Source organism: Austwickia sp. TVS 96-490-7B (assembly GCF_019331795.1).
GTDB lineage: Bacteria > Actinomycetota > Actinomycetes > Actinomycetales > Dermatophilaceae > Austwickia.
The window spans coordinates 287,464-312,639 of sequence record NZ_JAHPZL010000001.1 but is presented as its reverse complement, the minus strand read 5'-3'; the positions used below and the strand labels follow the sequence as shown (position 1 = coordinate 312,639).

Here is a 25,176-nt window from a genome sequence, read left to right as displayed (position 1 = left end):
GCGACCCCGCTACTGTGAATTTCACATCACCGCCACGCTCGTGACTGAGTACGCGGTCGTCAGTCCTGACCCGATCCGCTACCAACTTCAGCTCGCCCTTGCTGTCACGGAAGACAAGATCACCACTGACCATCAAGGACCTCAACCATGGCCACTCATGAAGATCAGCACCCGTCTGCTCACTATGACATCAGCTCCCCCGAGAACGTCGCACGTCGCCGGCATGGCCAAAATGTCCTCTCCCGCATCGACGGACATCACGGTGAAGCCGTCATCGACTCCCTAGCCGATATCAACCCTGCACTCGGGCATCACATCGCTGCGTTTGCCTTTGGTGACATTTACGACCGCCCCGGCCTCGATGCTCGCAGCCGCCAGCTGGTGACTCTCGGGGTGCTCACCGCCCTTGGCGGCTGCGAGCCCCAACTCAAGGTCCACATCGGCGCAGCCCTTAACGTCGGCATCACCCGCGATGAAATCACTGAAGTCCTGTTGCACGCTGCCGTCTACGCGGGCTTTCCTCGAGCTCTCAACGCCACCTTTGCTGCTCGCGATGTCTTCGAGGCCCGCGATAAAGCAGCTGAGTCTTAAGGAGTTAATAATAGTCACCACTGCCTCGGATTGACATGTCAAACGGGATGCCGCTCAGCTGCGCGGCATCAGGACCACGGCTCTATTTATTGACCGCCGGATCAGTCTTTGCGGCCAGACCATCTCGTTGTAATGTCATGAGTCATGATGTCTGACACAGTGGTGCTCGTCGTGGATGTGCAGCGAGATGTGATGGCTGAGTCGGTGCGCGCCGCAGAGGTCATCGACACGATTGCGGGTTTGGTGGATCGGGCTCGCGCCGCTGACGTTCCGGTGATGTGGGTCCGTCACCACTCGGACGATCTGCCCATGGGTAGCCCGGGATGGGAGATCGTCGACCAGCTGCACCCCGCAGAGCACGAAACTGTGGTGGAGAAGGAGTACGGCGACGCGTTCGCTGCGACTGATTTGTCTGACCGTCTTGCTGCTTTGGGTGCGCAGACGATTGTGTTGTGTGGCGCGCAGAGTGACGCGTGTATCCGCTCAACTTTTTACGGCGGCCTGTATCACGGCTACCAGATGAAGCTTGTGAGCGATGCTCACACTACGGGGGACCTGCGGCAGTGGGGTGCTGAGTTCACTCCGGAGCAGTCGATTGCCATGCTCAATCTGTATGCGGCGTACACCAAGCTGCCTGACGTAGAAGGGGCGACTGTGACGGCTGCTGAGGCCATCAGCAGGTAGGTACGACGCCGTCTCCACGTGTTCGCTCATAAGCCGAGGCTTTCTTCTGGCACGTGTGTGTGCATGACCGGGCAGACTGGGGCGATGGTGCTTACAGGTCGGGCTGGTCGGGCGTTGGCGGCGGGGTATGTGTCGCGGCTTGCCTGTGTGGATGATGCCGCCACGATGGCTGCTCTCCATGTGGATGTGTGGCGGGCGACGTACACGGGTGTGATGCGCCAGGAAGTCCTTGATGCGTTGGATCCGGTGGCTGCGGCGGAGCGCTGGCGAAATTTCATGGGCAGCGCGGCATGGGATCGCACCGTGTGGGTGGGTGTCGACCCGCAAGGCGAGGTCGTCGCGATGGCATCGGCGGGTCCAGCGCGTGACGATGACGCCCCGACACATCATGAGTTGCGGGCGATTAATGTCAGCCCGCGTGCTCAAGGCAGCGGTCTGGCTGACCTGATGATGCGCGACCTGGTGGGTGATGATCCGGCGTACCTGTGGGTGGTCGAGAGCAACGCGCGGGCGATCGCCTTCTACGCACGTCACGGATTTATCGCGCACGACCGACGGTGGGATGAGTCCTGTGGTGTTCACGAGTTGCGAATGGTTCGCTGATAAAAAACCCTTCGCCGTAGCTGAGTCAGTGTGCAGTCAGACGTCTTAAAAATGACGAGCCTGGTTAAATAACAATGTTTCGCGACTGGCCTGATGTGGCGTGTGTGGCGTGTTAATCTTCAGGTTGGCGGCCTTACGGGGTCGTTTTATGCCTGAAGATTTATCATGACAGGGATGGGTGGTGCAGTGAGGGATATTCGTGCATGGGTGCCGGTGTTGGTGCTGTTTGCTAGCGGATTGTTTCTCCTTTTCCTCAGACATGAGAGCTTGCTGAGTGACCTGGCGGCCTCCTGGATGCTGGTGGTTCTCATTGTGATTTCAATATCGCTAGGACTGAAAAATAGATATTTCAAAAAACATAAACCTTTTACTAGGGGTCATGTCATTCGTGGGGGTAGTGACGATCGGGTTGTGAGTTTTTCATCGGCCATTGGTGAATCGTCTTGGGAGACGATGAAGGATGCCGGGTGGGCTGATCTCATCGGGACGGCGCGGATCCACGTGACTCACGGGCACGCCAAGATCAGCCCCTCCCAGCCATGACATCCAGCCCTTCTGGGCTCACTTCAACGCACCACAAGGCCCCAAGCGAAGACGCGTAAGGTGGGGCCCGAGTCGACCTGACAGCCGTACGCCGAGACTGCGTACGTCAGGGCAGACACCACTGCACGCGTCCCTGCCGCGAGCGCCACCGCGACCAGCAGGCCACCCGCGACGTCCGTCGTGGAGCACACAGGAGTTGAAGATGGACCTCGAATTCGACCCGGACGCCGTCGCGCGGCTGCAAGCTGTCGTCAACGACGCCAACCAAAACGCCTACGACATCGCCCGTGGCATCCAACGACGACTCGGGGAGGGCACCGACCCGCTCAGTCACCCGGACGTTTCCGACGCGCTTCGGCAAGGGTTTGCCCGCAACTTCGCCGCCGTACAGATGGGTCAAGCGATCCTGCTGTGCCTTCAAACTGGGGTGCCGGTGCGTGACGTCTTGACCCTCCTCGACCTCGAAGCGCTCATGGATACAGAGAAAAGTTTCGACGACGAACTCACCGCTTTCCTCGACGGCGACACACCTCACGCCTGACCGCGGCGACGGCAACAAAGCTGGGGTCCGACGCTCCTGACTCACCCCGCCACTGCCATACGACGCAACTGACCCCAGACATCGTTGTCGTTGACCGGCTCGGCCCCCACACTGTGAGTTATGACACGGGGTGGGTGGTCGGGTGCGGTGACGCCACGCAGCCGAACGCGCCCCCACCGCGGCTACCTCCGTCGTGACCTTCCGGAGCGACCCTCCCTCAGCGGTGCCGTCATCCACCGCACCCGCCTGCTGCTGGCCTTCGCCATGCAAGTCGTGGGGCTCATCGCGACCTTCCTGGCGCTGCTGACCACACCAGGTGCCATCTCCATGTTCACCCTGGCAGCCGTCTCCAGTCTCGCCGCGAGTGTGTTGATCGCGGTGACCTCTCTGGTGTCCGGCCGCAGCCCCGCCGTCGGCGTATCGACGTACAGCGCGATCGCCGTCGTCACCCTCGGACTGATGCCCATCGTGGACCGTCCCGGCCTGGCCGGACCCGGATACCCGGTGCTGCTCCACGCTGTCTCCCTCGGCGTGACCTCCCTGCTGATGCGCCTCGCGCCTCGTGGGGCTGTCCCCTGCGCCCTGATCTACGGCCTGTGGATCGCCATGGTGCGCGCTCCAGTCACCGATGTGCCCCAAGCCGTCCTCGAAGGTGGCATCTTCGCCAACATGGGCGTCCTCGTCAGCTGGGCCTTCGCCATCGCCCGCGATGCCGCACGGCACGTCGAAGAAGGCGCCCGACTCGCCAGGAACGCCAACGAAACCGCCCTGCGCACCGAACGACGAGCGTTCGAACGAGACGCCTCCACCCGAGTGCTCCACGACAAAATCGTCACCGCGCTGCACCTCGTCGCCGACACAAAAAACCCCACCATCCCCGACGCCGCCCGACAACCCGCCAGCGAAGCACTCGCCGTCCTCGTGGGACGCCGACGCGACAAAGAAACCACCCCCACCCCCACCGCCATCACCGCTGAAGCCGCCCGCCTCGGCGTACACCTGCACGTCGACATCATCGGCGAAGTCACCAACCCACCAGTGCGGACCGCACTGATCGAAGCGACAACAGCCACCCTCACCGCGCTCGCCAACACCAGCCCACCAGACGGACCACGCCAACTCCACGTGCACGGTCGTCTCTCCGGAACGTTCGCGGACATGCTCCTCACCCAACCCGGCGCCGGACAGCCTGAATCATCAACGACCACCCCAACCCCGGGAGCGACCACTGCGATGACCCGGATCGGTGGTCACGTGCACGTCACCACCCGCGGTGACGACCTCGAAACCCAACTCACCTGGGAAGGGACAGACATCCCGAGCGCCGCCCAATGGTCCGGGAAGTCATTCGCTCCGCTGGTGGCCTGCGGTGTCATCGCGATCGTCCTGCACGAACTGATCGGGCTACTCCACCTCGACGTGGTCAGCAGCGTCCCCGTGGTGCTGGCTGGGATGGTCCTCATCCCCACCTTGACCGCCGGGCTGCTGCTCATTCCGCTGCGCGCCCGCACGACGTACGTCGCAACCGTCCTCGCCCTCCTGGCAGTGCCAGCAGCCCTGACCTACAACCTGCAGCTTCCCTGGCAGGACGACTGGCGGTTTTGGTACGCGAACGTGGCGCTCGACGGCGCCGTAGCCATCCTGTCGTTCAGGGTGCGGCCCTGGCTTGGAGTCGCGCTCACCTTCGTCTCTGGGGCGATCTTCGCCGCCACCCAAATGGCCCGCGGTGACCTGCTCGTGGTGCTGGTTGCTACGGCGTACGTCGGCCCATTCGCGGCCGCCCTCGGAGGTGGCGCCATCCGAATCCTGATGGACACCACCCGCGATCACGTCACCCACTCTGAACAGGAACGACGAAAAGCCGCTCTCGCCGCGATCGAAGCCGAAGAACGAACCCGAGAAGCCGACCGACGATCTGCCGCGATAGGGACCGACGTCCTCCCCATCCTCGCCGCCATTGGCAACGGCGGACCCATGCCCGACCCACAATTCCGGCACACCTGCCGCGCGCTCGCGGATCGATGTGCCGCAGTCCTCAACTGATTCTGTCAGGTGGGGGCGAAGCCGGCTGGGTGAGACGGATCAGCTCAGGCCATAACGCCGTCATCGTTGTCGGGGTTATCCGTATCCCCGCTGGTAGCGGTTCATATCGCGCCAACCCCGATGGAGTGTCCATCACTACTATCGCGTCGGATCGGGCGGGAACGTCGGATAACAATGCTGGTGACCAGTCTGTGGTGATGGTGACGCACCGCCACCGCCCAGCTTTGAGGTCATCACGCATCGGCGAAGGAGACAGCATCTCCGCCAGCGCGTCCGCGGCGGCCTGGCCCCCCGACGTACGCACCGGATCAACCAACTCCAGAGGCAGGACCATGTCGTCGGCGATGCCGCCGTGCGGGCGTGGACCCCACAACGCCAACCTGACTAGGACAGCTGGCAACGAACCAGGTAGCACCGCTCCCAACCGGTATTGGCCCGCCCCTGTGTCTACGACACCGACTCCACCCTCAGGTCTGACCCAGATTTGATGCGACGCCCGCTCCCCAGTTCCGGTCACCTCCACAGCCGCCACCAGCCACGGGGAACTCAGCGCTTCCACCAGCGACGCCAACTCGGGTGCAGGCCGACCCTCAACAAATATCCCAGCACGTTCGGCTTCGGAGAGGTCCAAAAGTGCGCTGTCAGCGCGCACCTCATCTGGCACGTCGCATGAAGAGTGATCCATCGCCAGCCATGACAGGAAACCCTGCAAGGTGCGTCCATCGAGTTCTATGACGCCAGTAGAGGCGTCGTACCTGATCATGCCTGATCCACCCAACGCCACGTTGCGCCGATCGCCTCGACCAGCGGGACCATCTCGGGAAAATCCGCGGTGGACACCGTCACAGTGAGCGTCACCCCACGCCCTGCCCGAGCTCGACTCCACTGCGTCATCGTGACATTCACCCCATCCGGTGTGACATAGTCCGCGAGACGACGATCCGTCACCACATAATCGGCGAACTCCTCATACCGGTCCACCACGGTGTAGGCCGTCAATGTGTCCCTCAGCACGGTCTCGTTGTGTTCCTGCCACTCGGCCACACTCAACCGGTCGATGTCAGAGCGGGTGAGGATGACGTTAGGGCGGAACTCCAGGTCAGGCTCTATCGGAGCGACAACCGCGCATGTCACTGCTGGACCGACCGTCGCAGGATCAAGCACATCCCAATCGGGCGGTACGGCGATTTCCATGTCGTGGGAAGCGTCAAGGACTGGATGAAGTGAGCGGGATGTCATGGGCTTTTCTCGTTGGTCGTTGGCGTTGCGGGATGTGTTGTGGTGGGGTGTGCCTCGAGTTCGAGGTAGTGGTCGCCGATGGGTTTTCCGCCGAAGGCGATGGGGGCGCTTCGTACTTCGTAGGTTGCTGTTTGTCCTTCGGTGAGGTCGATGTCGAGGGTGGGGGAGGTGCCCCAGTCGATGTGGGCGTCGATGGTGTGGAATCCGGTGGTGACGGGGATGGTCAGGGTGTGGCCGGGGCGGATGGTGCCGCTGGCTGTGCCGTCGATGTGGATGGTGATGGCGCGCAGCATGTGGGCGCCGAAGCGGCGTGGGCGGGTGACCTGGATGGTGGCGTTGCGTGGTCCGGTGCGTTGGGGGCGTCGTCGTGGTCGGCTCCCGGCTGGCTGTTTTTTTCGTTGTTGGGCACGTACGGCGGCTGAGCCGACCGGTGGTGGTGGGGGGATGTCGCGGATGGCAGGAGGTGGTGGTTCGGGTTGGTGGTGCCATCGTGCCCAACGTGTGGCCCAGCGGTAGTGGCGTTCAGCGCGTTCGCGGGCTCGGCGGTCTTTTTCGATGGGGCGGGCCCATCGGGGGAGGAACCATAAGGGGAGAGGCACACCGAAAAACCCAACTATCACCAACAAAAATCCTAGTATAGCTGGAAGAGGTAGGAGTGAAAATATTCTTTTAGCCTCATGTGAATGTGGAAGGATTGAGTTGATGTATATAAAGGTCCCTCCCCAGATGAACGACCAGCCGATTGGCACCCCGATGTAGCCGTTGAACAGTCGTTGACGTTGTGGGTGGCTGTCGTCGTACAACCAGTCACCACGCTCTGGGCTGGATCGGCGCCAATGTGCCATCAGTGCCATCACTAAACCGATGGCAATACATCCAATAGACCCTGCCATCACAGATTTCCTAATGAATGCTGTTGGGGTGGATAAATATCATGCTGTGTGGGCGAATGGAGACTATTGTTCTGGATGAATTGGTTTTGCTGGTCATTGCGTCATCCTCTAATAGCATCTCCGAGTTTTTCACCGAACCATTGGCCACCGCTGGAACCCACAACTCCGCCGATGATGCCGCCTGCGATGCCGCCGACTGCCACGCCGACGGGGCCACCCAGCACTCCGATAGCGGCACCAACCTCGGCGCCTACTGTCGCTCCGGCGAGAGCGCCGCCACCGGCGCCGACCCCGGTGAGTGTGGCTCGAGCTGTCTTCATCCCCGTGGACATGCTTGGATCGTCAGCGTCTTTGGTCCACTGGTCATAGGCGCTGGCCACTCCGGTGAGCGCGCCTCCGGCGATCCCAGTCGCTTTGCTCCACTTGGCCCACTTGGCCACCGCAGCGGCATCTTTGGGTGCGGACATCCAGTTCGTCGACGACTGCTTCAACAGATTGTCTGGGTTGCGTGTCGCCATGATTTTTTCCCAGGCGCTCATGTCATTGATCGAGCGAAATGCCCCTGGTCGACCCTGGGTGCTGCCTTTCGGCCATCGTGGGCGGAATTTCTGAAGTTGGGATTGCTGCCATGTCGCATTCCATGATGCACCATTGTTCCCGACTTGCGCACCAAACACTGAGTTTTTAAAGCCATCGCCTCCGTCTGGAGGGATGAGGCTTGCTTTGTCGAGGAACCACACCAAACCCGTGCGGGACGTCAGGGGGGCGATGCTGCTCTGCAGCAGGTCATGGGCAGAGCGTTCCCGTTCTCGAAGCAAATTGGCTTCACCGGACAGTCGATGAAAGGTTCGCATTGCTGCGTCTTGCACGGCAACGCCATTCCGAGCAGCGATAGCAGAACTTGCCGGCACAGTGATGCCGTCAGCATCAACGACTAAGCCGTCGGCAGCGGCCTGCTTGCGCATCCCCTCAAAGCACGAGCGGATGTCACGTAAAGTCGTCGCGAAATAGACCAAAGAATGATGGACCCTGTCCAGGTCTCTGCCTACTTTGTCGAGGTTTTCCAGGTGCATTCGAGATTGTTCAAAGAAGCCAGCAGCGGCAGCACCTTCCCACGACCCACCCAGGCTGTTCCGTGCCCGCACCAGATCGTCGGTGGCTTTCGTGATACGAGTGTGCTGATCTGCGAGTTCTTGAGCTACCGCGAAACACGCCCGTGGATCACCGTGGACGCGAGTGTCGATACGAGATGTCATCGTCGCTTCGCCCCGCCGCAGTTGATGGCCTTGAGCCGATCTGCTTCCGTCGCGTCTCCACGGGCGTAACAGTCAGCTGCTGCTGACATCTCATCGCCGAAACTTTTCGTTGCCTCCGTCGCCTTCGTGCACGCCGTACGCAATGCATCTAACGTGGAACCCAACTCCTGCGAACTTGCCCCTGCATCGACACCTGCCGACAATGACCCTGCGCCTACCTGCGCCGCGACGTCGTGAAAGGTGCGCGCAGCGGCGCGTAGGCGGACGATATCGACCTCAAAAAACCCCCTGACATGGAACTCATGCTAGCGCTGAGGCGAGAAAGCCACCTCGCGATCCAGCTATTACCACCCACGACCTCCAGGACTCAGGAGGCTGGATGGAGCGCACCGTCAGGGGCAATACAGGTGCCGCTGTTACGGTGCGACACACCTCCTGGCCTGCGGTGTTCGTGCTGGTGACGGGAGGCCCCGGGTTGGTCACAGCCGCCGTCCGGGAGGTGTGGTGATGCGGTCAGTCAGGAAGACAGAGGTGTGCGGATGCAGTTCCGGCGGGTGCGACGTGACGACGGTTTCGTGTATGAGGTGCGGGAATGGGACTGCTGGGTCGCCCGTGAAGGGTGGGAACCGTTCGGGCCGTCGCCGTACTCAGTGGACTATCAGGTCGCCCGGGACGACGAGCACCGCCGACACACTGACTGTGCGCTGCCGCTGCAACCACTGTCCTTCCGCGACTTCATGCTGTTTGAGCAACATAATGTTGACGCGGCACGAGGCTTGCTACGCCGATTCCATCCGCGCATCTCCCGAGTCGCCAGTGCCTACGAAAAGACCACGCGGCGAGTCTTCCCGATGTTGCGGCCGCATCGGTTGTTTTACCGTCAGCCGATGTATTACATGTCCAATCATGTGACCTTCTTGCCCAGTGGGGCCCCGGTCGCATTTCCCAATTATTCCTCCGCGTTAGACTGGGAGTTGGAGTTGGGATTTGCGCTGTCACGTCCGCTACGTGACGCAACCAGCGAGGAAGCGCTTGCTGCAATTGGTGGGTTTATGGTCCTTAATGATTTCAGTGCACGCGATGTGCAGCGTGAAGAGATGTCCAGTGGTTTTGGGCCGCAGAAAGCGAAGCATTTTGCAAATTCGCTGTCGGAGACGATCGTGACACCGGAGGAAGTGGTGCCGCGGATTGATGAGATCACGGGCAGCGTCAGTGTCAACGGCTCGTTGGTCAGCGAGGTCAGCGCGGCCGGGATGCAGTGGAGCATCGGTGAGATGCTCGCGCACGCGTCGCGCAGCGAAACGTTGCTGCCAGGTGAGGTGTTTGCCACCGGCACCTTGCCCGGAGGGAGCGGCATGGAGGTGGGCCGCTGGTTGGAGCCAGGCGATCAGCTGACATTGGTGTTGGACGGCATCGGGCGGATCGAGCACACCGTGGTGGCGGCGCCGGTCATCGAGGCGGTGCCGTCGTAACGGATGCACCGCCGGTCGAGCACCAGGTACGCCGAAGCCGCGTCACCTCATGAAACATCCGGGCTAACCACTCACATCACCGATGAAATCTCCGAGCCAAGCATCTCGCGCAACCTTAAAAATAGACTGCGAATTTACTGAGAATTACGAAGACCCCCTATCTGCAGTTAGGGCCATTAACTATGGGCGTTATTCACAAGCGATTATATCTTGCGCGGCATGTGCGCCGGAGGTGCTCGTGACATGCAAGTTTGCAGATCTTCACTCAAGGGGTGAACCGCTCGTGAATAACGCCCTTACTGGATGAGAATTGCTTGATATATCTTACGAACTCACTTCCCACCCCGAGCGTCACGAGAGGAAGGTCATGGAAGCGCGTGCGCCGGAAGACCCCAAAGAAGAGTATGGGGCATCTTATTCAATCGGCCTTTCTCGGATAAGCTTTATAGCTTTAGCTTTAGCATTCATTTTAAGTGACATCTCAGGAAATGCTGCAATTCGCAATTTCTTAATGCCGCCGATCGTCTTGCTTTCGCTGGTTTCACTTATAATAGCATGTAGGTCAAAGGGGATCGCGGCAATCATTATTGGGTTTTTAATGTTTCTACTAAGCCTTTTCTTTTATGTTAGTATAGTGAATGGCAAGATACCCTCGTGAATGATGTCCTCAAGCACATCGTTGCCGACGACTCATATCCTGCGCCCTCACCAGCGGACTCTAGTGTTCTGAGTCACTAATGCGATGATTGTTGTGTGGGATTCGTGTATGTCGGGTCCTGCAGCGAAGCCGCTGGGGTTCGCCGAGCATGAGCGGGCGGTGGACTCCTAGAAGCTGTCGAAGAATCCCGATTTCGTGGATAAGGCCCCGTGACATCGTCGGGCTGTACCTGTCCCCCTGAGAATGCGCTGGTCCTGGCCGTGGACGAGAAGTCTCAGGTGCAGGCGTTAGACCGGACCGCGCCGATCCTGCCAATGCTGCCCACCACCCCGGCACGGGCCACCCACGACTACGTCCGCCACGGGACCACGACCGTGGGGGTACCTCCCACTGCGATAGTGGCGAAGCCGCGCAGTGGGGGGAGTCGCGGCGATGGGCATCCTCTCCGGGGCGGTGAAGGCCTGGCTGCTCACGCACCCCCGCGTGGTCCTGCACTACACCGCGACCTCGCCCGTCCTGGCGGGGCCTCGCCGAACGCTGGTTCGCCGAACTGACCTATCGACTTGCTCGTCGTACGTTCGGTATGACTTGATTTCATCGGTCATGAAGGTGCCCTGAAATAATGAAGACCGGCCCTGGACCTGCCGTAGCAGGCGGAACCGGTCGTGATATGTCGAGGTTAACACGGCACGGAATGGCCAGGCTAGAGCGGATGGCCTCATCGGTGGGTGAAGTCAGTGTTGGCTGCCGGCCTGGGTGCTGAGGTGGTGTTGCGACCAAGCGTGGTAGCCGCCGAGCAGGTCAGAGACGTGAGCGAATCCGCGGTGCCGTAGGTAGCTGGCGCCCACCGCGGAACGCCATCCTCCAGCGCAGTACGCCACGACGGGCCGGGTGTGGTCGAGTTCGTGGTGGCGTGCAGCTAGTTGGGGCAAGGGGATGGTGCGGGCTCCGGGGATGGTGCCGTCGCTGGTTTCGCCGGGGTTGCGCAGGTCGAGGATCTGGTATGTCGATGCCGGGTCCGCCACGATGTCGTCGAGTTCGGCGACGGTACGTCGGCGGGCGTGAGCGACCTGACCGGGGTGGCGGCGTAGGTAGTCATCGGGGTGGGGGAGGTAGCCGATGACGTGGTCGTAGCCGATGCGGGCGAGGCGCATGGCGATGATGTCGGGGTCGTCGTCGGTCAGGACGATGACGGGTTGGTCGGGGGTGAGGAGCATCCCGGCGGTTTCGGCCATGCGGCCGTCGGCGGGGATATTTACTGAGCCCATGAGGTGGGCGACGGCATGGTCGGTGGCGGGTCGGGCGTCGTGGATGACGGCGCCGTCAGCGAGCGCGGCGGTGATCTGGTCGTCGGTGAGGGCGGGGAGGCGGGTGTGGGGGTCGCGCAGGGGACGGCGGTGTTGGTTGAGGGTGGCGTCGTAGCTGAAGTAGGCGGGTGCGGTGGGTTGTCCGTCGGTGACGACAGCGACGAAGTCGGCTTCGCTCATGGGGTGGCAGGCGTAGTTGGTGCGGCGTTGCTCACCGATGGTGGATTCGCGGGCGGTGGAGAGGTTTTTGCCGCAGGCTGATCCGGCGCCGTGGGCGGGGTAGACCCGGACGGGGTCGGGTAGTCCCATGAGGATGTGTTGCACGGAGTGGTGGAGTTGACGGGCGAGGTCGTCGGCGCTGACACCGGTGGAGGCGAGCAGGTCAGGGCGGCCAACGTCCCCGATGAACAGGGCGTCTCCGGTGAGGACGCCGTACGGCGTGTCGTGGTCGTGGATGAGGATGCTGATGGATTCGGGGGTGTGGCCGGGGGTGGCGAGGATCTGCAGGCGGATGTCGCCGAGGGTGATGATCTCGCCGTCGTGCAGGCTGCGGTGGGGGTAGTCGGGGTGGGCGGCGTCGCCGTATCCGATCCAGGCGCCGGTGGCGTCGGCGAGTTCCAGGTGTCCGGAGAGGAAATCGGCGTGGAAGTGGGTGTTGATGACGCCGATGATGTGCAGTCCGGCGGCGCGGGTGTCGGTGAGGTAGTCGTCGATGTCGCGGCGGGGGTCAACGATGACGGCTTGTCCGGTGGTCTCGTCGCCGATCAGGTAGGACGCTTGGGAGAGGCAGTCGAGGTAGTACTGCGTGAAGATCATCGGTACTCCTTAGTCCGGATGCGTTGGGGGCCTGGTCGGTGCGTTGTTCCCGCGGGGAGAGCGGGTGTGGTGGGGTGGCCCGCCCGTTCACCGATCTGCTGCCCCCACGCCCCACCTCCACTGAATCACACTGCGGCACAGTGGAAGAAGGCCCTTGATTGAGATCCGGACGGCGCGGTGGGCCTGCGCTGTGACGACATCCCAGGAGGTTGGCCCGTGATCCACCACACCATCGTCGTCATCGGGGCTGGCACGGCTGGGAACACTGTCGCGGCGCGGTTGTGCCGTGCTGGGGCTCGTGATGTCGCCGTCGTTGACCCCTATCCGATGCACTACTACCAGCCGTTATGGACGTTGGTCGGTGGGGGACGGGCGTCACGGGCCGCCAGCGAACGGCCCCGCCAGGACGTCTTGCCGGTCGGGGTGCATTGGATCACCGATGCTGCCGAGGGCATCGACCCCGAACGACGTACCGTCCTATTGCGGGAGCGTGGGCCGCTGAGCTACGACCAGCTCGTGGTCGCGCCGGGCATCCAGCTCAACTGGGATCGCATCCCTGGCTTGCAAGGCACGATTGGGGCGCATCGCACCGCCAGCAACTACCGTTACGACTTGGCCCCGCTGACCTGGGAACTCATCCGCACTACCGCTGCGGGGACTGCCGTATTCACCATGCCGCCCGGGCCGATCAAATGCGCTGGCGCTCCCCAAAAAATTGCTTATCTCGCAGCGGATTATTGGCGGCGGCAAGGGGTGCTTGACCGGATAGACATCCACCTCATTGTGCCCACTCCAGCACTGTTTGGGATTCCACAGTTTGCGGAGATCCTCGCCGATACTGCCGCTGCCTATGGCATCACCGTGCATCTGTCGACCCGGGTCACTGCGGTGGACGGCCCCGCCCGTTGTGTGCACCTTCATCGTGATGACACCGGCGAGGACAGCGTCCTCCCCTACGACATGGCTCATTTTGTCCCGCCCCAGTCGGCGCCAGACTGGGTGGCCAGATCACCTCTCGCCGCTCCAGACGACCCAGGCGGGTACGTCGACGTGGATCCGCGCACGCTCCAACACGTCCGGCACCGGGAGATTTTTGCGCTCGGTGACGTCGCTGCGACGCCTAACTCCAAGACCGGCGCCGCCGTACGGCATCAAGCCCCCATCGTGGTCGCCAACATGAAAGCCGCCTATCAGGGACTTTCCTTGCCGGGAAGGTACGACGGATATGCGTCGTGCCCGTTGACTCTGTCTCGCCGGACGTTGTTACTCGCCGAATTCGACTACACCGGTCAACCCGCCCCGAGTTACCCGCTGCCGTGGCCGGACACCACCGCCCCGATCCTCGACTTCAACCTGTTTAAGAAGGTCGCACTGCCCGTCATGTACTGGAACTTCATGCTGAAAGGGCTGTTCTGACCGGCAGCGCAGCATAGGCGCGGTCAGACCAAAAGCCTCCAGCGCCGCCGGGAGAGATGGTGTGCACCGGCTACTGAGAAACACCACGGAAACGCATTTTGATCAGCGGATTCGCTACGCGTGCAACAGGTTCGGCAGGCAACTCGCCGAGTCGCGCTGCCACTAAATCTCGCCATTCTTGAACGTGAAAAGGATTAGCATGACGTACGCCGTCCGGTCGTCACATCAGCTGCCAACCTGAGGGCGGCGTGGCTAGGGGCGCGACACGCCCCGGAGGAGGAGAGTGCGTTGTCCGCACCATCAGCCCCGACACGATCGGGCGCCCGCGAACTGACTATCAGAGGCATCATCATCGGTGGTCTGATCACCATCGTCTTCACGGCAGCAAATGTCTACTTGGGTTTGAAGGTTGGTCTGACCTTCGCCACATCTATCCCCGCGGCCGTGATCTCCATGGCGGTGCTGCGATTCTTCGCTGACCACAGCATCGTGGAAAACAACATTGTCCAAACCATCGCTTCCGCCGCGGGGACGCTCTCAGCGATCATCTTTGTCGTCCCTGGCCTGGTCATCGTCGGCTGGTGGACTGACATCCCTTACTGGACCACTGTCGCTGTCTGCGCCGTCGGCGGAACCCTCGGCGTCATGTATTCGATCCCGCTGCGCCGGGCCTTGGTCACCGGCTCTGACCTGCCCTACCCCGAGGGCGTCGCCGCCGCCGAGGTGCTCCGGGTCGGTGATAGCCATGAAGGAGCCGAAGAAAACGCCCGCGGCCTGCGCGTCATCATCGGCGGCGCCATCGCCTCCGCCGGATACATCCTGCTCACCCACATCAAGCTCACCGCAGAAAGCGTCAAAGCGGCCTTCCGCGTCGGCTCCGGCGGCACCCTCGTCGGCGGCAGCCTCTCCCTGGCGCTCATCGGCGTCGGTCACCTCGTCGGCATGAGCGTCGGAGTGGCCATGATCGTCGGGCTGCTCATTTCGTACGGCGTCCTGCTCCCCCTGCAATCCTCCGGCAACCTCGCCACTGACGTGCCGCTACTCACCGCTGTGAACAGCATCTTCAAAAGCGACGTCCGATTCATCGGTGCCGGAGCCATCGCTGTCGCTGCTGTCTGGACGCTGCTAAAAATCATCGGCCCCATCATCAAAGGCATCAACGAGGCGCTCGTCGCCAACCGGACTCGCCGCCAAGGCGGTGACATCGACATCACCGAACGCGACCTATCCATGAGCGTCGTCGGTGGCACAGTGCTGGCGTCCATGCTGCCCATCGGGGCGCTGCTATGGCTGTTCCTGCACGACACGCCCCTGGCAGGCAGCGCAGCCGGTCTCATCGCGATCGCCATCATTTTCATCCTGCTGATCGGGCTTGTCGTCGCCGCCGTCTGCGGCTATATGGCTGGTCTCATCGGTGCGTCCAACAGCCCCATCTCCGGGGTGGGCATCCTCGTGGTCCTCACCGCGGCCGTCCTGATCAAACTGGTGCACGGCGGCAACCAAGACCAAACCACCACCCTGGTCGCGTTTACCCTGTTCACCGCAGCGATCGTCTTCGGTGTCGCCACCATCTCCAATGACAACCTACAAGACCTCAAAACCGGCCAACTCGTCGGCGCCACCCCGTGGAAACAGCAGGTCGCCCTGGTCATCGGAGTGGTCTTCGGATCGATCGTCATCCCCCCAGTGCTGCAACTGATGAACACCAGCTTCGGATTCGCAGGCGCACCCAACGCTGGACCAGACGCGCTCGCCGCCCCCCAAGCGTCGCTGATTTCCTCATTGGCACAAGGTGTCTTCGGCGGCGACCTCGACTGGCATCTCCTCGGCATGGGCGCACTCATCGGGTGTGGCGTCGTCGCTGTCGACGAAGTCCTCAGCAAAACCACCCGGTTCAGCCTGCCGCCGCTGGCCGTGGGCATGGGCATGTACCTCCCCATCGACTTGACCCTGATGATCCCGGTCGGTGCCCTCCTCGGCATGTTCTACGAACGGTGGGCAGCCCGTACAGACAACCCGGAACGCAGCTCCCGAATGGGAGTCCTCCTGGCGACCGGCCTGATCGTCGGCGAAAGCCTCTTCGGAGTGCTCTTCGCCGGGATCGTCGCTGGAACAGGCAAAGAAGAACCGCTCGCGCTGCTCGACAAAAACTTCGCCACCCCCGCCCAATGGATCGGACTGATCGTCTTCGCCGGACTGACCGCCTGGCTCTACCAATGGACCCGGCGACTCTCCGGGGGCATCAGCACCGCCGATGCACCGGCCGACCGGGAACACCACGTCGGGCACAGCTCCTGACCTCAACTCACGCCGTCACAGACCCGACCCGGAACGTTTCCCGGGTCGGGTCTGCCCATCTCCGCCAGGACATCCCCCACTAGGGTGAACGCTATGCCTTCGGTGATGTGGTTCCGCCGCGACCTGCGCCTGCACGACCTGCCAGCGCTCGCAGAAGCCGCCACTGCGGGGCCCGTGCTCCCCTTATTTGTCCTAGACCGTGGCCTGCTCGACCATGCTGGTGCCGTCCGCACCTCCTGTCTGTACGACGCGCTCCGTCACCTGCACGACGCCTGCGACGGGCGCCTCGTCGTCCGCACCGGACCACCCGAACGCATCGTCCCCGAGGTTGCCCGCGCCGTCGGCGCGTCGAGCGTCCACGTCACCGCCGAAAGCGAACCCTACGGTCGACACCGCGACACCACCGTGCAGGCAGCGCTAGCGGACGCCGAGATCGACTGGGTCGCCACCGGCACGCCGTACGCCATCGGACCAGGACTGCTCCACACCGGCGGCGGCACGCCGTACCGCGTTTTCACCCCCTACCTGCGAGCCTGGCGCGACCACGGACACCCCGCACCCGCCCCCCTGCCGCGCAGCCTGCGCTGGGCCGACGGACTAGACAGCGAACCGCTGCCACCCACCCCCGACCTACCGGCCGACCTCACCCTGCCCACCTGCAGCGAAGACACCGCCCACGAACGCCTCACCGACTTCATCGCCGACGACCTCGCCGACTACGACACCCTGCGTGACCGCCCCGACCTGCACCGCACCAGCGGACTGTCCATGCACCTGAAATTCGGGACCATCCATCCACGCACCATCCTCGCCGCCGTCGCCGCCGCAGGACACACCCCCGGAACCGACCGATTCACCGCCGAACTCGCCTGGCGGGAGTTTTACGCCGACGTGCTCTGGCACCGCCCCGACTCCCTCGACACCGACCTGCGCCCCGCACTGTCCACCATGGACTACGACGACCCCGACGACACCTTCGACGCCTGGCGCACCGGACACACCGGCTTCCCCTTCGTTGACGCCGGGATGCGCCAACTCCGCACCGAAGGATGGATGCACAACCGAGTCCGCATGGTCACCGCCTCCTTCCTCATCAAAGACCTCCACCTGTGGTGGCCGTACGGCGCTCGCCATTTCATGGCGCATCTGCGTGACGGGGACCCCGCATCCAATAGCCATGGGTGGCAATGGACCGCGGGCACCGGCACCGACGCTGCGCCCTATTTCCGGATTTTCAACCCCATCACTCAAGGGCAGAAATTCGATCCGCACGGCGACTATGTCCGCCGGTATGTCCCCGAATTGGCGCACCTGCCTGGGCGTGCCGTTCACGAGCCGTGGAAACACCCTGACGGGTATGCCCACGGATATCCGCGACCCATCGTTGATCATGCCGCTGAACGCGCCGAGGCGTTACGTCGCTATCAAGCTGCCACCAGCTAATCATTGGTGGTCTCGGTGGTGTTGGGGTGGGGGGAGCGGGACAGCATCACTGACGGGGCGGCTGCCAGTCGGGACGTACGTTCCATCGCTGAGGACGGCTACGTCGCCACCATATAAAACTGTTTCGGTGCCGAGCCCTCGGTAAAGCGTACAGAGAAGGCAAAACCCGCACCCCCGGAGACGCGGTCAGCTCGAACCGGAACGCCAACGTGGCCACTCCCACCCGGGCAGGCCCCTGGTCGGCCAGAACGTCAAAACCACGCTGTTGGTGAAGAAAAGCGCACAAAACAGCTGCCACTGTGGCGTCGGAATGCTGAAGATACACCACAGACAGAGCGCCAGATAGCCATAAACAAGCCACTCAAGGGCGGGGACCCACTCGGGAAATTCCTCAGGATCAGGCTCCTTGGTCAGTGACAACTGAATCTGACCCCCTGTCATCAGCAGGACGGCCAAGTATGCCCAAATGAAAATGGGGTATCCCGCGATCTGAGTCATCAGCGCGGCCACCGCCAGAGCTAGGGAGGCCGCCCACAATCCAAGCCCTGATCGTCTCATGGACGCCCGTCGCGCCCTGTTCTCACGAATGTGGTGGGCATTCTTCACGTTGACGTTCCCTCTGCTGTGCCGATGAGGGTGCGACGCTTCAGCGCCTTGCGCCGAAACGCCGCACCAATATCACCATTAGATCATGCACGCAAGCGCTGGGGATGCGTCCGCAACCCCAGCGACGAGCCCAACCCCCAGAGCTACTGTTGCGCCGGTCAACCTGACAGTGGTGCGAGAACTCCATTCCGAGACTCTCTGATGGTGAACTTCTTAATTAGCACAACTGTCGAATCCGCACCCTGAGCAAGACTCGTCATCACCCAGACTCGGGTGGTCCAGCTCTCGGTGACGCCCGTGCCGGATTAGTCGCGCAATACGTGGCTTCCAGTGCGACCCTCAGCACAAATCTGGTGCGTGACGAGTGAGATGTATCACGTGCGTTAGCGCCTACTTAAGCCTGCTGAAAGGGTAGCTTCTGGACCGACGAAAGAAGTTTGTGAAAATGGGGTTGACTACAATAACGCTGAGATGAGACTTCCTTGGCATGGGAAGCGTGTCTGCTTGCGCTCATGGCAGCATCCCGGACCGAGAGGTGCCTCGCACACTGACATGGCTCGGCTGGGGAAGGATTTCGCACCCCGGTGACCGCCGGTGGCCACTATCACACCGGTTTTGGGGGCGGCTGGTCTCCTGTGGTTGATGGTCAACTCCTGTGGATAAGTAGTGGTGCCACTGTGAAAAGTCCTGGTGGCAAAGAATGCAGAACTTCGGTCACAAATGGCAAGGTTAACGTCTGGGGATGATGAGAGATGCTGAAGAGATGATATCTAGCACTAGTTCCGGGCAGCATTTCTTGTCGCTCACCAATGTTTCGTATCAGTACAATAATAAACTAGTTCTGGAAAATCTTAGTCTTAAGACCTCGCCAGGCGTGACCGTGATTCTTGGTCCGAACGGTGCGGGCAAAAGCACCCTCCTCAAGCTGGCTTCGACAGAAATCCCCACGCAGAGCGGGATGCTAAAAATCTGTGGTCATCATGTGATGACTGAAAGAAGTGCGCGTTCAGCGCGACGACGGATCGGGTATTTACCTCAAACTTTTAGGGGAATACCAGAGTTTACTGCCATCGAAACAGTGCGTTACTGTGCATGGCTTCACGGACGATCCGCCCACCTCTCCGAAATTCAGGATTTAGTCACTGCTTTGGGTTTAGATTCAGTCGCTCATCGGAAAATACGCACACTTTCGGGAGGTACGCTTCGGCGGGTCGGAATTGCTACTGCTCTAGCTGGTAAACCTGATTATATCCTGCTTGATGAACCTGCTGCGGGCTTGGATCCTCAACAAAGAATCTCCTTACGCCAGATTCTGTTGCAACTTCAAGGACCCCTTGTTCTCGTCAGCACACACCTGGTAGAGGACGCCGTGGTCTTCGCAGACAGGATTGTCATCATCAAAGCTGGAAAGATGGTATTTGATGGTCCGTCCAACGTGCTGCAAGACATGGCAACTGCTGAAACTTTAAAATTTGCAGGATCACATGCAGAAGCAGGATACCTCTCGATTGTTGATGGCATCAAATGACGATCTTCGCTATGCGTTCCCAGATGATTCAGCTAGCCATTTACTCTGTTTTAACAGGGATGCTGGCCGTATCTGTACTGTATTGGCGGCATGTCGAAGATCCCTCAGTTGCTCTATTCGCTAGTGGGTTACTGGTAGCCGCGAGTGTGGTGCTCTCTCCGTTGGTAGCGGCTATGTCAGCACATTCAACAGCTGCGCTGGGGAAATTACTGCTCCTCACACGAGGCGGGGCACGTTCATGGTGGCGAGTATGGCTTTCTCTCACCTGGCCCTTGGGGAGTGGCATCCTGATTGGTTGGGCAGCGATGGTACTGACTGCCCAGCTGCGGCTCGGTATTCACCGTGGCCAGTGGCTGTATATCAGCTATGTCACGTTGAGCTTATTCGTCCTTCTTGAGGCTCTGGCGCTAGGTTCGCTGATGGGATCACTGCTTCCCAAACGGCCCTTTGCTCCCATCATCGCGCTGGCAGGTTATTACCTGCTGATCTCACAAGTTTTTGCTCCGCCACTTTCAGCCAGAGTTGAAATGATATTAGATCCCGCCAAGGTGATCTGGCACGGCGTCATGGCCATGTCACTTTTGATTGCCGCGTCTTCTTTTCGACCTCTGGGATATTGGCCTTCCCTCAGCCTACATCTGAGAAACACGCTCATGACATTTTTTGTTGCATTGATGTTAGTCACCGGCAGTGTCCAAGCTTCCGATATTTCAAGGCCTCGGGAGGTCAGTGAGCAATCTGTAGCATGTTCTTCACATTTTTGTGTGTGGCCTGAGCATGAAAAATATCTCAGCACCCTCGAATCCGGGTATATGCGGTTGTCATCGAACAAACCACAGTGGCTCAAGCAACCCAGTCATTACCGTGAGCGTGGAATCACCAAAGCATCAGGAGATCACTCGTTTTCAATTCCTCCTGAGTGGGCAGCCTGGGCGAGTATGGCAGACGCCATGATCTCAGCCACTCAAGGCACGGGATGTCTGGATCAAAAGCACCTTGATCTTGATAAGTACTCCCAGGCCTATATGGAATTATCGTACTATCTCACAGTTCAAGGAAGTGGCAATTTTCAGCCAGCAGATGTCCATGGAGGACCTCCCATTGATGTGAAATCAATATCTGAAATAGCTTTAGGTCAAAAAGGTGATCAAAAAACATGGTTGGCTGAGCGCAACCAGATTCTCACACAGGGTCGATGTGGCATGTCATGAAAGACATAATCCTGGATTTGAGAGCCCACAGACTGTGGCACGGCGTAGCCGCGATCATCATGCTGGGCATCCTTAACGCCTACACAGCCCAGGCGTGGATTTCACTGCCGGGACACAAAGTTTCGGTGCATGTGCCAGTAGCTCATCTTATCCCCATAACTCTTGTGATCGTCGCTGTCGCCACAATTTTTCCGAGAAGTGCAGAGTGTGCCACTATAGGGAGTGGTCCAGCGCAGAATAACAGGAGGTTTCTCACGCTTGGAATGCTCGTTCTCAGCCTATTATCTATAGGGGTGCCGCTGATTTTACACTCCCTTGATAGTGGTGAATTGCTCGGCATCTTTCGGGCTTTAATGATGTGGGTTGGACTCACCCTTATTTCGGCGCACTATGGCGGGCGAAATATGATGTGGCTGGGTCCCGCTATGGGGATTATGATTATCATTTTCTGGGGTTATCGCGCGGATGGTCAGCCTTTAGATGTGAATTTTGTGAGTGCTCCAGCGGCGACACTCGAATCGTGGATTGTTCCAGTTGGTTTTTTCGTGGTGGGATTGTGGAGTGTCCGCCGGTCTTGCTGGTGAGGAGGACGAGTGCGGCGGTGACGATGTGGCCGAACGATCCGGTCACCCCGGCCGCGGACAACTCGCTTTTTGACCTGTGGGGAGATCCCGGGGAGGACATCTATGAATCAATACGCTCGACGGGTGATGAGGACTTCAAGAAGCAAGTGGACGAGTGGTTGGCGAGTCATCGCGCCTGAATGACTCAGGTCGGTCCGACCCTCAGTCCACGGTGATCGTGTTGGTCCGCGCACTCACGGATGAAATCACCGACCAGATGATGATGGAGACAAGATGGCATGTGCGGTTCGACGACCTGATGACAGGGCGCCTTGGATCGACGAGTCATCCCGGTGATCACCGCATACATAGAGTCCCGGCTTGACCTGCACCGACATGGCTTCAGCATGTCCTGGTCGCACCTGCGGCAGTGCTCGCGGGATCACATGGTGGGTGACCACCTCCCAGTCAGTGGTGTCGCAGCCATACATGTGCGCCAGGTGTCGGCGTACCTCAGTGTCGCTAGCAAGGTCGGATGGTCCGTCAATGAGTGTCGTTGCTGCCACCAGGTGCCGACCTGCTGGGGCGTACGTCGGAGCTGCCGCGCTCACCACCGCCGCATTCCACACCGGCCCGGGGACCCGGCCGCCGCTGCGTCGCCCATCCACTACGATCATCGGCCACGGATGTGGCGCCTGATCCGTGGCAAACCACCAGGTCGCCAACCCCCGCATGTCACGCAACCCGTTGAGGAACGTGTCCCTGGCTAGTCCGGACACTAACCCAGCCACCGCTGACGCCTCGGTCGCCACCACCACCGCAGCAGCCTGATAAGTCTGTGTGTCGGTGCGGACCGACCAGCCGGACCCGCACGGCAGGATCTCCCGGGCCGGTTCTCCCACCCGAATCGACGCCGTGGTTCGTGCCGCCATCAACGCCGGCACCGTCGCCATTCCCCGCGATGGCACTCCCGGCGTTCCCTCCAGGAAAAAACGCACCAATCGGCGTACGAACTGCGTCGACGTCGACCCGGAGCTGTCAGCGAGCACCCCAGCCAGGAACGGCTCGATCACCTCGGTGCGCAACCGGCCGTGCACCCCCGCCGTATCCCACGAATCCGCCACCGACACATCCTGGCCAGCGGACCAGCCTCCCCACGCTGGAGCCACCCACTTCAGCAGGGCAGCCACCTCCCCAGGGGAGAGATAGCCACTGCGCAGCGTCGCAGCCATCAACCGGGGCTCACGGCGCGGGTCCGCCACCACCGTCAACCCTGACCTCTCGGTGCGCACCAGCACTCCGGTCCGGAACGGCCGCACGTCTAATTCGGTCAGATCCACGGCCTGCTGCAACTCCGGGTATGCCGGGTTGACCAGAGCAAATCCGTGATCGCACAGATAGCCATCGACGCGGTCGGTGCGCAGCCGTCCTCCCACTGTGGGCTCAGCTTCCAGCACCGTCACCGCATGCCCGGCGTCAGCGAGGATCCCGGCGCACCGCAACCCCGCTACACCTGCACCGATCACGACGAATTCGCTCATCGCTTACTCCTGTTCACCATGGCCAGTCGCGTCGAAAGCACCGTAGCGAATGCCGACCATCCGGCGTACACCCCCAACCCGGCAGCTTTGCCCCACCCGGTCGGTGCGGCTCGGCGAGCGAGATCTGCTGCGCTCACCGTCAACGCCCCCGCGGTGACCGCTGCTGCGGGCAGTGCCCGGGCCCGGAAGAACACCCCGCTCCACGCCGCATTGAGTGCCAGGTTCGCCGCCAACGCTTGGGTGAACCTGCGCGACGCCCGCGCCCCTTGCGGTGTCGATGATCCCCCTGGACCGTCCTCGGCCAACTCGCAGGCAGCGCTGGTCGAGGCCACCCAGATCACCGCATACAACGTCGTCCACACCACCGGGAATGCCACTGGCGGCGGCTGCCACGACGGCTTGCGCAATTCCCGATACCACGACGAATCCGGCTGAGTGAGCAGCGAACCCACTGCCGCGCAGGCCGCCACGCCCGCGCCGACTCGCCAGGCAGTGCGTCCCCACCGTCGCGGGTCGTACGACGACGACGCGGCCCGCACCGCCTCGTCGTACCCCATCACCCCACCCGGCGGGACCCCCAATACATGCGCCGCATCGTCCTCATGAGCGACCGCGTCGTTGATGAGGCTGCCCACCAACGGCTTCGCCACCCCTGACGGGACCGGAGTCACCAACCCCACCCAATGCGAAGCCAACCCAGGCGTCAGCACCGGCACGATGCCCATCCGTCGCCGCATCAAACCATTGACCTGCGCATACCGAGACATCATCTGCGCATAGGTCAACACCTCCGCCATCCCCACATCGACCGTGCGGTTCACCGACGAGTCCACCTCCGCGGCAGCCGCCAAGAAAAACACCACGTCATCGACCGCAATCGGTTGGATCCGGTTGCGCAGCCAGCGCGGACCCACCGCCACCGGTAGCCGCTCCGTCAGATGCCGCAACATCCGGTACGACGCCGATCCCGCTCCCAACACCACGCCCGCCTGCACCACCACTGATGGCACCGCGCACCCCAAGAACACCTCGCCCACTTCGACCCGCGACGCCAGATGCTCCGACAACTCCACCCCGCGCGGATGCAATCCACTCAGATACACGATCCGGGATATCCCCGCCCGCTCCGCGGCCGCCGCAAAACCTTGCGCTAACCGCCGGTCCCGGGCGGCGTAATCGCCCTGACCGTCCATGGAATGCACCAAATACCAGGCGACATCCACCCCCGCCATGGCTTCATCCAGACAGTCCTCATCACCCAGGTCGCCTTGCACGACCTCCACCTGGTCCCGCCACTGCGCCGCCAACCGGCTTGGGGTGCGCGCCAACACCCGCACCGACCATCCCCGCGCCAACAACTCCGGTACTAACCGGCCACCGACATACCCACTGGCACCGGTCACCAACGCCGTACGTGACATGCGATCCTCCTCGACGACTTACCCGGACACCTCAACCGGTCAACACCACCGGCAACAACAACAACATCCCCAAGGACCACGTCAGGTGACACACGATCGGCCCCAGCACCCCGCCAGTCACTCGCCGCTGCGCCCCCGTCAATACCCCCAACACCACCGCCGCGAACGTCAACAGCGGCACCCCACTGAACACCGTCGACACCCCATAAATCACCGTCGACCCACTCAACGCCCACCGCCGCGGCAACGCCGCATACACCGCCCCCCGAAAAAACAACTCCTCGGCCACCCCATTGATCACCGTCACCGCAGCCACCGCCGCGACCGACCCGAAACGGGCATGATCCAACAACCGATCCACCGGCTCCCGCAACACCGACACCCGCCCCACCACCAGCGCCCCAGCGCAGAACACCGCCAACAGCAAGGCCCCCAAAATCAGCCCCTGCACTACCGCCCGGCCCCCCTGCGTGCCCGACCGAGTATGCGCCCGCCCCCAGTGC

The 25,176-nt window shown here is 61.5% G+C and carries 24 protein-coding genes and 2 pseudogenes; 17 read left to right on the top strand and 9 right to left on the bottom strand.

What is annotated here, in order from left to right; translation table 11 throughout:
- Positions 1–147 precede the first annotated feature (147 nt).
- The 6 genes from KEM60_RS01400 to KEM60_RS01375 all read left to right on the top strand — a co-directional run bounded on the left by KEM60_RS01400 (position 148) and on the right by KEM60_RS01375 (position 5,005).
- Positions 148–591 (top strand): carboxymuconolactone decarboxylase family protein, encoded by a 444-nt coding sequence (locus KEM60_RS01400; protein WP_219105702.1) that lies wholly within the window; start codon positions 148–150, stop codon positions 589–591.
- Positions 592–738: 147 nt separating this feature from the next.
- The gene (locus KEM60_RS01395; RefSeq protein ID WP_219105701.1) at positions 739–1,275 is read left to right on the top strand and encodes an isochorismatase family protein; all 537 of its coding nucleotides are present in this window, start codon (positions 739–741) and stop codon (positions 1,273–1,275) included.
- Between the two features lie 63 nt (positions 1,276–1,338).
- Positions 1,339–1,878, top strand: a complete 540-nt coding sequence (locus KEM60_RS01390) for a GNAT family N-acetyltransferase (RefSeq protein WP_219105700.1) — start codon at positions 1,339–1,341, stop codon at positions 1,876–1,878.
- Positions 1,879–2,052: 174 nt separating this feature from the next.
- Positions 2,053–2,421: a hypothetical protein gene (locus KEM60_RS01385; protein ID WP_219105699.1), complete on the top strand. Its 369-nt coding sequence runs from the start codon at positions 2,053–2,055 to the stop codon at positions 2,419–2,421.
- A 202-nt stretch (positions 2,422–2,623) separates the two neighbouring features.
- A complete protein-coding gene (locus KEM60_RS01380) occupies positions 2,624–2,962 on the top strand; it encodes a hypothetical protein (protein WP_219105698.1) in 339 nt (112 codons plus the stop codon).
- Positions 2,963–3,082: 120 nt separating this feature from the next.
- Positions 3,083–5,005 (top strand): hypothetical protein, encoded by a 1,923-nt coding sequence (locus KEM60_RS01375; RefSeq protein ID WP_219105697.1) that lies wholly within the window; start codon positions 3,083–3,085, stop codon positions 5,003–5,005.
- Here KEM60_RS01375 and KEM60_RS01370 read toward each other — a convergent pair.
- From KEM60_RS01370 to KEM60_RS01355, 4 genes are all read right to left on the bottom strand, one after another.
- The gene (locus tag KEM60_RS01370) at positions 4,998–5,768 is read right to left on the bottom strand and encodes a hypothetical protein (RefSeq protein WP_219105696.1); all 771 of its coding nucleotides are present in this window, start codon (positions 5,766–5,768) and stop codon (positions 4,998–5,000) included. The genes KEM60_RS01375 and KEM60_RS01370 overlap by 8 nt on opposite strands.
- Positions 5,765–6,244, bottom strand: a complete 480-nt coding sequence (locus KEM60_RS01365) for a hypothetical protein (protein WP_219105695.1) — start codon at positions 6,242–6,244, stop codon at positions 5,765–5,767. The genes KEM60_RS01370 and KEM60_RS01365 overlap by 4 nt, the downstream gene beginning before the upstream one ends.
- A complete protein-coding gene (locus KEM60_RS01360) occupies positions 6,241–6,843 on the bottom strand; it encodes a hypothetical protein (protein ID WP_219105694.1) in 603 nt (200 codons plus the stop codon). The genes KEM60_RS01365 and KEM60_RS01360 overlap by 4 nt, the downstream gene beginning before the upstream one ends.
- A gap of 395 nt (positions 6,844–7,238) precedes the next feature.
- On the bottom strand, positions 7,239–8,393 hold the full coding sequence (locus KEM60_RS01355) for a WXG100 family type VII secretion target (RefSeq protein WP_219105693.1): 1,155 nt from the start codon (positions 8,391–8,393) through the stop codon (positions 7,239–7,241).
- Between the two features lie 539 nt (positions 8,394–8,932).
- On the opposite strand from KEM60_RS01355, the gene KEM60_RS01350 reads away from it, so the two are divergent.
- The 4 genes and pseudogenes from KEM60_RS01350 to KEM60_RS16790 form a co-directional block, all read left to right on the top strand.
- A complete protein-coding gene (locus tag KEM60_RS01350; protein WP_219105692.1) occupies positions 8,933–9,865 on the top strand; it encodes a fumarylacetoacetate hydrolase family protein in 933 nt (310 codons plus the stop codon).
- A gap of 367 nt (positions 9,866–10,232) precedes the next feature.
- Positions 10,233–10,523, top strand: coding sequence for a hypothetical protein (locus KEM60_RS01345; RefSeq protein WP_219105691.1), 291 nt, complete (start codon positions 10,233–10,235; stop codon positions 10,521–10,523).
- 171 nt (positions 10,524–10,694) lie between these two features.
- Positions 10,695–10,894, top strand: a pseudogene (locus KEM60_RS16350) (IS630 family transposase); the annotation flags it as partial.
- A gap of 76 nt (positions 10,895–10,970) precedes the next feature.
- Positions 10,971–11,100 (top strand): annotated as a pseudogene (locus tag KEM60_RS16790) (IS630 family transposase); the annotation flags it as partial.
- 157 nt (positions 11,101–11,257) lie between these two features.
- On the opposite strand, the gene KEM60_RS01335 reads toward KEM60_RS16790, so the two are convergent.
- Entirely contained in the window at positions 11,258–12,646 is a 1,389-nt protein-coding gene (locus KEM60_RS01335; RefSeq protein WP_219105689.1) for a rhodanese-like domain-containing protein, read from the bottom strand.
- A 216-nt stretch (positions 12,647–12,862) separates the two neighbouring features.
- On the opposite strand from KEM60_RS01335, the gene KEM60_RS01330 reads away from it, so the two are divergent.
- From KEM60_RS01330 to KEM60_RS01320, 3 genes are all read left to right on the top strand, one after another.
- Positions 12,863–14,062: an FAD/NAD(P)-binding oxidoreductase gene (locus KEM60_RS01330; RefSeq protein ID WP_255574112.1), complete on the top strand. Its 1,200-nt coding sequence runs from the start codon at positions 12,863–12,865 to the stop codon at positions 14,060–14,062.
- A 288-nt stretch (positions 14,063–14,350) separates the two neighbouring features.
- Positions 14,351–16,360 carry an OPT family oligopeptide transporter gene (locus tag KEM60_RS01325; RefSeq protein ID WP_255574111.1) on the top strand — a complete coding sequence of 670 codons (2,010 nt, stop codon included), beginning with the start codon at positions 14,351–14,353 and terminating at the stop codon, positions 16,358–16,360.
- Between the two features lie 93 nt (positions 16,361–16,453).
- Positions 16,454–17,803 (top strand): deoxyribodipyrimidine photo-lyase, encoded by a 1,350-nt coding sequence (locus tag KEM60_RS01320; RefSeq protein ID WP_219105688.1) that lies wholly within the window; start codon positions 16,454–16,456, stop codon positions 17,801–17,803.
- 186 nt (positions 17,804–17,989) lie between these two features.
- On the opposite strand, the gene KEM60_RS01315 is transcribed toward KEM60_RS01320, so the two are convergent.
- A complete protein-coding gene (locus KEM60_RS01315) occupies positions 17,990–18,313 on the bottom strand; it encodes a hypothetical protein (RefSeq protein ID WP_219105687.1) in 324 nt (107 codons plus the stop codon).
- 838 nt (positions 18,314–19,151) lie between these two features.
- Here KEM60_RS01315 and KEM60_RS01310 point away from each other — a divergent pair.
- Genes KEM60_RS01310 through KEM60_RS01295 form a run of 4 tightly spaced genes read left to right on the top strand, consistent with a single transcriptional unit; the run spans position 19,152 to position 21,911 of the window.
- Positions 19,152–19,937 (top strand): ATP-binding cassette domain-containing protein, encoded by a 786-nt coding sequence (locus tag KEM60_RS01310; RefSeq protein ID WP_219105686.1) that lies wholly within the window; start codon positions 19,152–19,154, stop codon positions 19,935–19,937.
- A gap of 11 nt (positions 19,938–19,948) precedes the next feature.
- Positions 19,949–21,148, top strand: coding sequence for a hypothetical protein (locus tag KEM60_RS01305; RefSeq protein WP_219105685.1), 1,200 nt, complete (start codon positions 19,949–19,951; stop codon positions 21,146–21,148).
- Positions 21,145–21,732, top strand: coding sequence for a hypothetical protein (locus KEM60_RS01300; protein ID WP_219105684.1), 588 nt, complete (start codon positions 21,145–21,147; stop codon positions 21,730–21,732). The genes KEM60_RS01305 and KEM60_RS01300 overlap by 4 nt, the downstream gene beginning before the upstream one ends.
- A gap of 17 nt (positions 21,733–21,749) precedes the next feature.
- A complete protein-coding gene (locus KEM60_RS01295; protein WP_219105683.1) occupies positions 21,750–21,911 on the top strand; it encodes a hypothetical protein in 162 nt (53 codons plus the stop codon).
- A gap of 66 nt (positions 21,912–21,977) precedes the next feature.
- On the opposite strand, the gene KEM60_RS01290 is transcribed toward KEM60_RS01295, so the two are convergent.
- The 3 genes from KEM60_RS01290 to KEM60_RS01280 form a co-directional block, all read right to left on the bottom strand.
- Positions 21,978–23,252, bottom strand: a complete 1,275-nt coding sequence (locus KEM60_RS01290) for an FAD-dependent oxidoreductase (protein ID WP_219105682.1) — start codon at positions 23,250–23,252, stop codon at positions 21,978–21,980.
- Complete coding sequence (locus KEM60_RS01285; protein WP_219105681.1) at positions 23,249–24,673, bottom strand: tryptophan-rich sensory protein; 1,425 nt, start codon at positions 24,671–24,673, stop codon at positions 23,249–23,251. The genes KEM60_RS01290 and KEM60_RS01285 overlap by 4 nt, the downstream gene beginning before the upstream one ends.
- 31 nt (positions 24,674–24,704) lie before the next feature.
- Positions 24,705–25,176, bottom strand: a 472-nt coding sequence (locus KEM60_RS01280; RefSeq protein WP_219105680.1) for a CPBP family intramembrane glutamic endopeptidase, incomplete at its 5' end; no start/stop codon positions are given.

Coding starts and splice junctions, on each gene's coding strand:
- KEM60_RS01400 (WP_219105702.1), top strand. CDS start 148: ATGGCCACTCATGAAGATCAGCACCCGTCTGCTCACTATGACATCAGC.
- KEM60_RS01395 (WP_219105701.1), top strand. CDS start 739: ATGTCTGACACAGTGGTGCTCGTCGTGGATGTGCAGCGAGATGTGATG.
- KEM60_RS01390 (WP_219105700.1), top strand. CDS start 1,339: ATGACCGGGCAGACTGGGGCGATGGTGCTTACAGGTCGGGCTGGTCGG.
- KEM60_RS01385 (WP_219105699.1), top strand. CDS start 2,053: ATGGGTGGTGCAGTGAGGGATATTCGTGCATGGGTGCCGGTGTTGGTG.
- KEM60_RS01380 (WP_219105698.1), top strand. CDS start 2,624: ATGGACCTCGAATTCGACCCGGACGCCGTCGCGCGGCTGCAAGCTGTC.
- KEM60_RS01375 (WP_219105697.1), top strand. CDS start 3,083: ATGACACGGGGTGGGTGGTCGGGTGCGGTGACGCCACGCAGCCGAACG.
- KEM60_RS01370 (WP_219105696.1), bottom strand. CDS start 5,768: ATGATCAGGTACGACGCCTCTACTGGCGTCATAGAACTCGATGGACGC.
- KEM60_RS01365 (WP_219105695.1), bottom strand. CDS start 6,244: ATGACATCCCGCTCACTTCATCCAGTCCTTGACGCTTCCCACGACATG.
- KEM60_RS01355 (WP_219105693.1), bottom strand. CDS start 8,393: ATGACATCTCGTATCGACACTCGCGTCCACGGTGATCCACGGGCGTGT.
- KEM60_RS01350 (WP_219105692.1), top strand. CDS start 8,933: ATGCAGTTCCGGCGGGTGCGACGTGACGACGGTTTCGTGTATGAGGTG.
- KEM60_RS01345 (WP_219105691.1), top strand. CDS start 10,233: ATGGAAGCGCGTGCGCCGGAAGACCCCAAAGAAGAGTATGGGGCATCT.
- KEM60_RS01335 (WP_219105689.1), bottom strand. CDS start 12,646: ATGATCTTCACGCAGTACTACCTCGACTGCCTCTCCCAAGCGTCCTAC.
- KEM60_RS01320 (WP_219105688.1), top strand. CDS start 16,454: ATGCCTTCGGTGATGTGGTTCCGCCGCGACCTGCGCCTGCACGACCTG.
- KEM60_RS01310 (WP_219105686.1), top strand. CDS start 19,152: ATGATGAGAGATGCTGAAGAGATGATATCTAGCACTAGTTCCGGGCAG.
- KEM60_RS01305 (WP_219105685.1), top strand. CDS start 19,949: ATGCGTTCCCAGATGATTCAGCTAGCCATTTACTCTGTTTTAACAGGG.
- KEM60_RS01300 (WP_219105684.1), top strand. CDS start 21,145: ATGAAAGACATAATCCTGGATTTGAGAGCCCACAGACTGTGGCACGGC.
- KEM60_RS01290 (WP_219105682.1), bottom strand. CDS start 23,252: ATGAGCGAATTCGTCGTGATCGGTGCAGGTGTAGCGGGGTTGCGGTGC.
- KEM60_RS01285 (WP_219105681.1), bottom strand. CDS start 24,673: ATGTCACGTACGGCGTTGGTGACCGGTGCCAGTGGGTATGTCGGTGGC.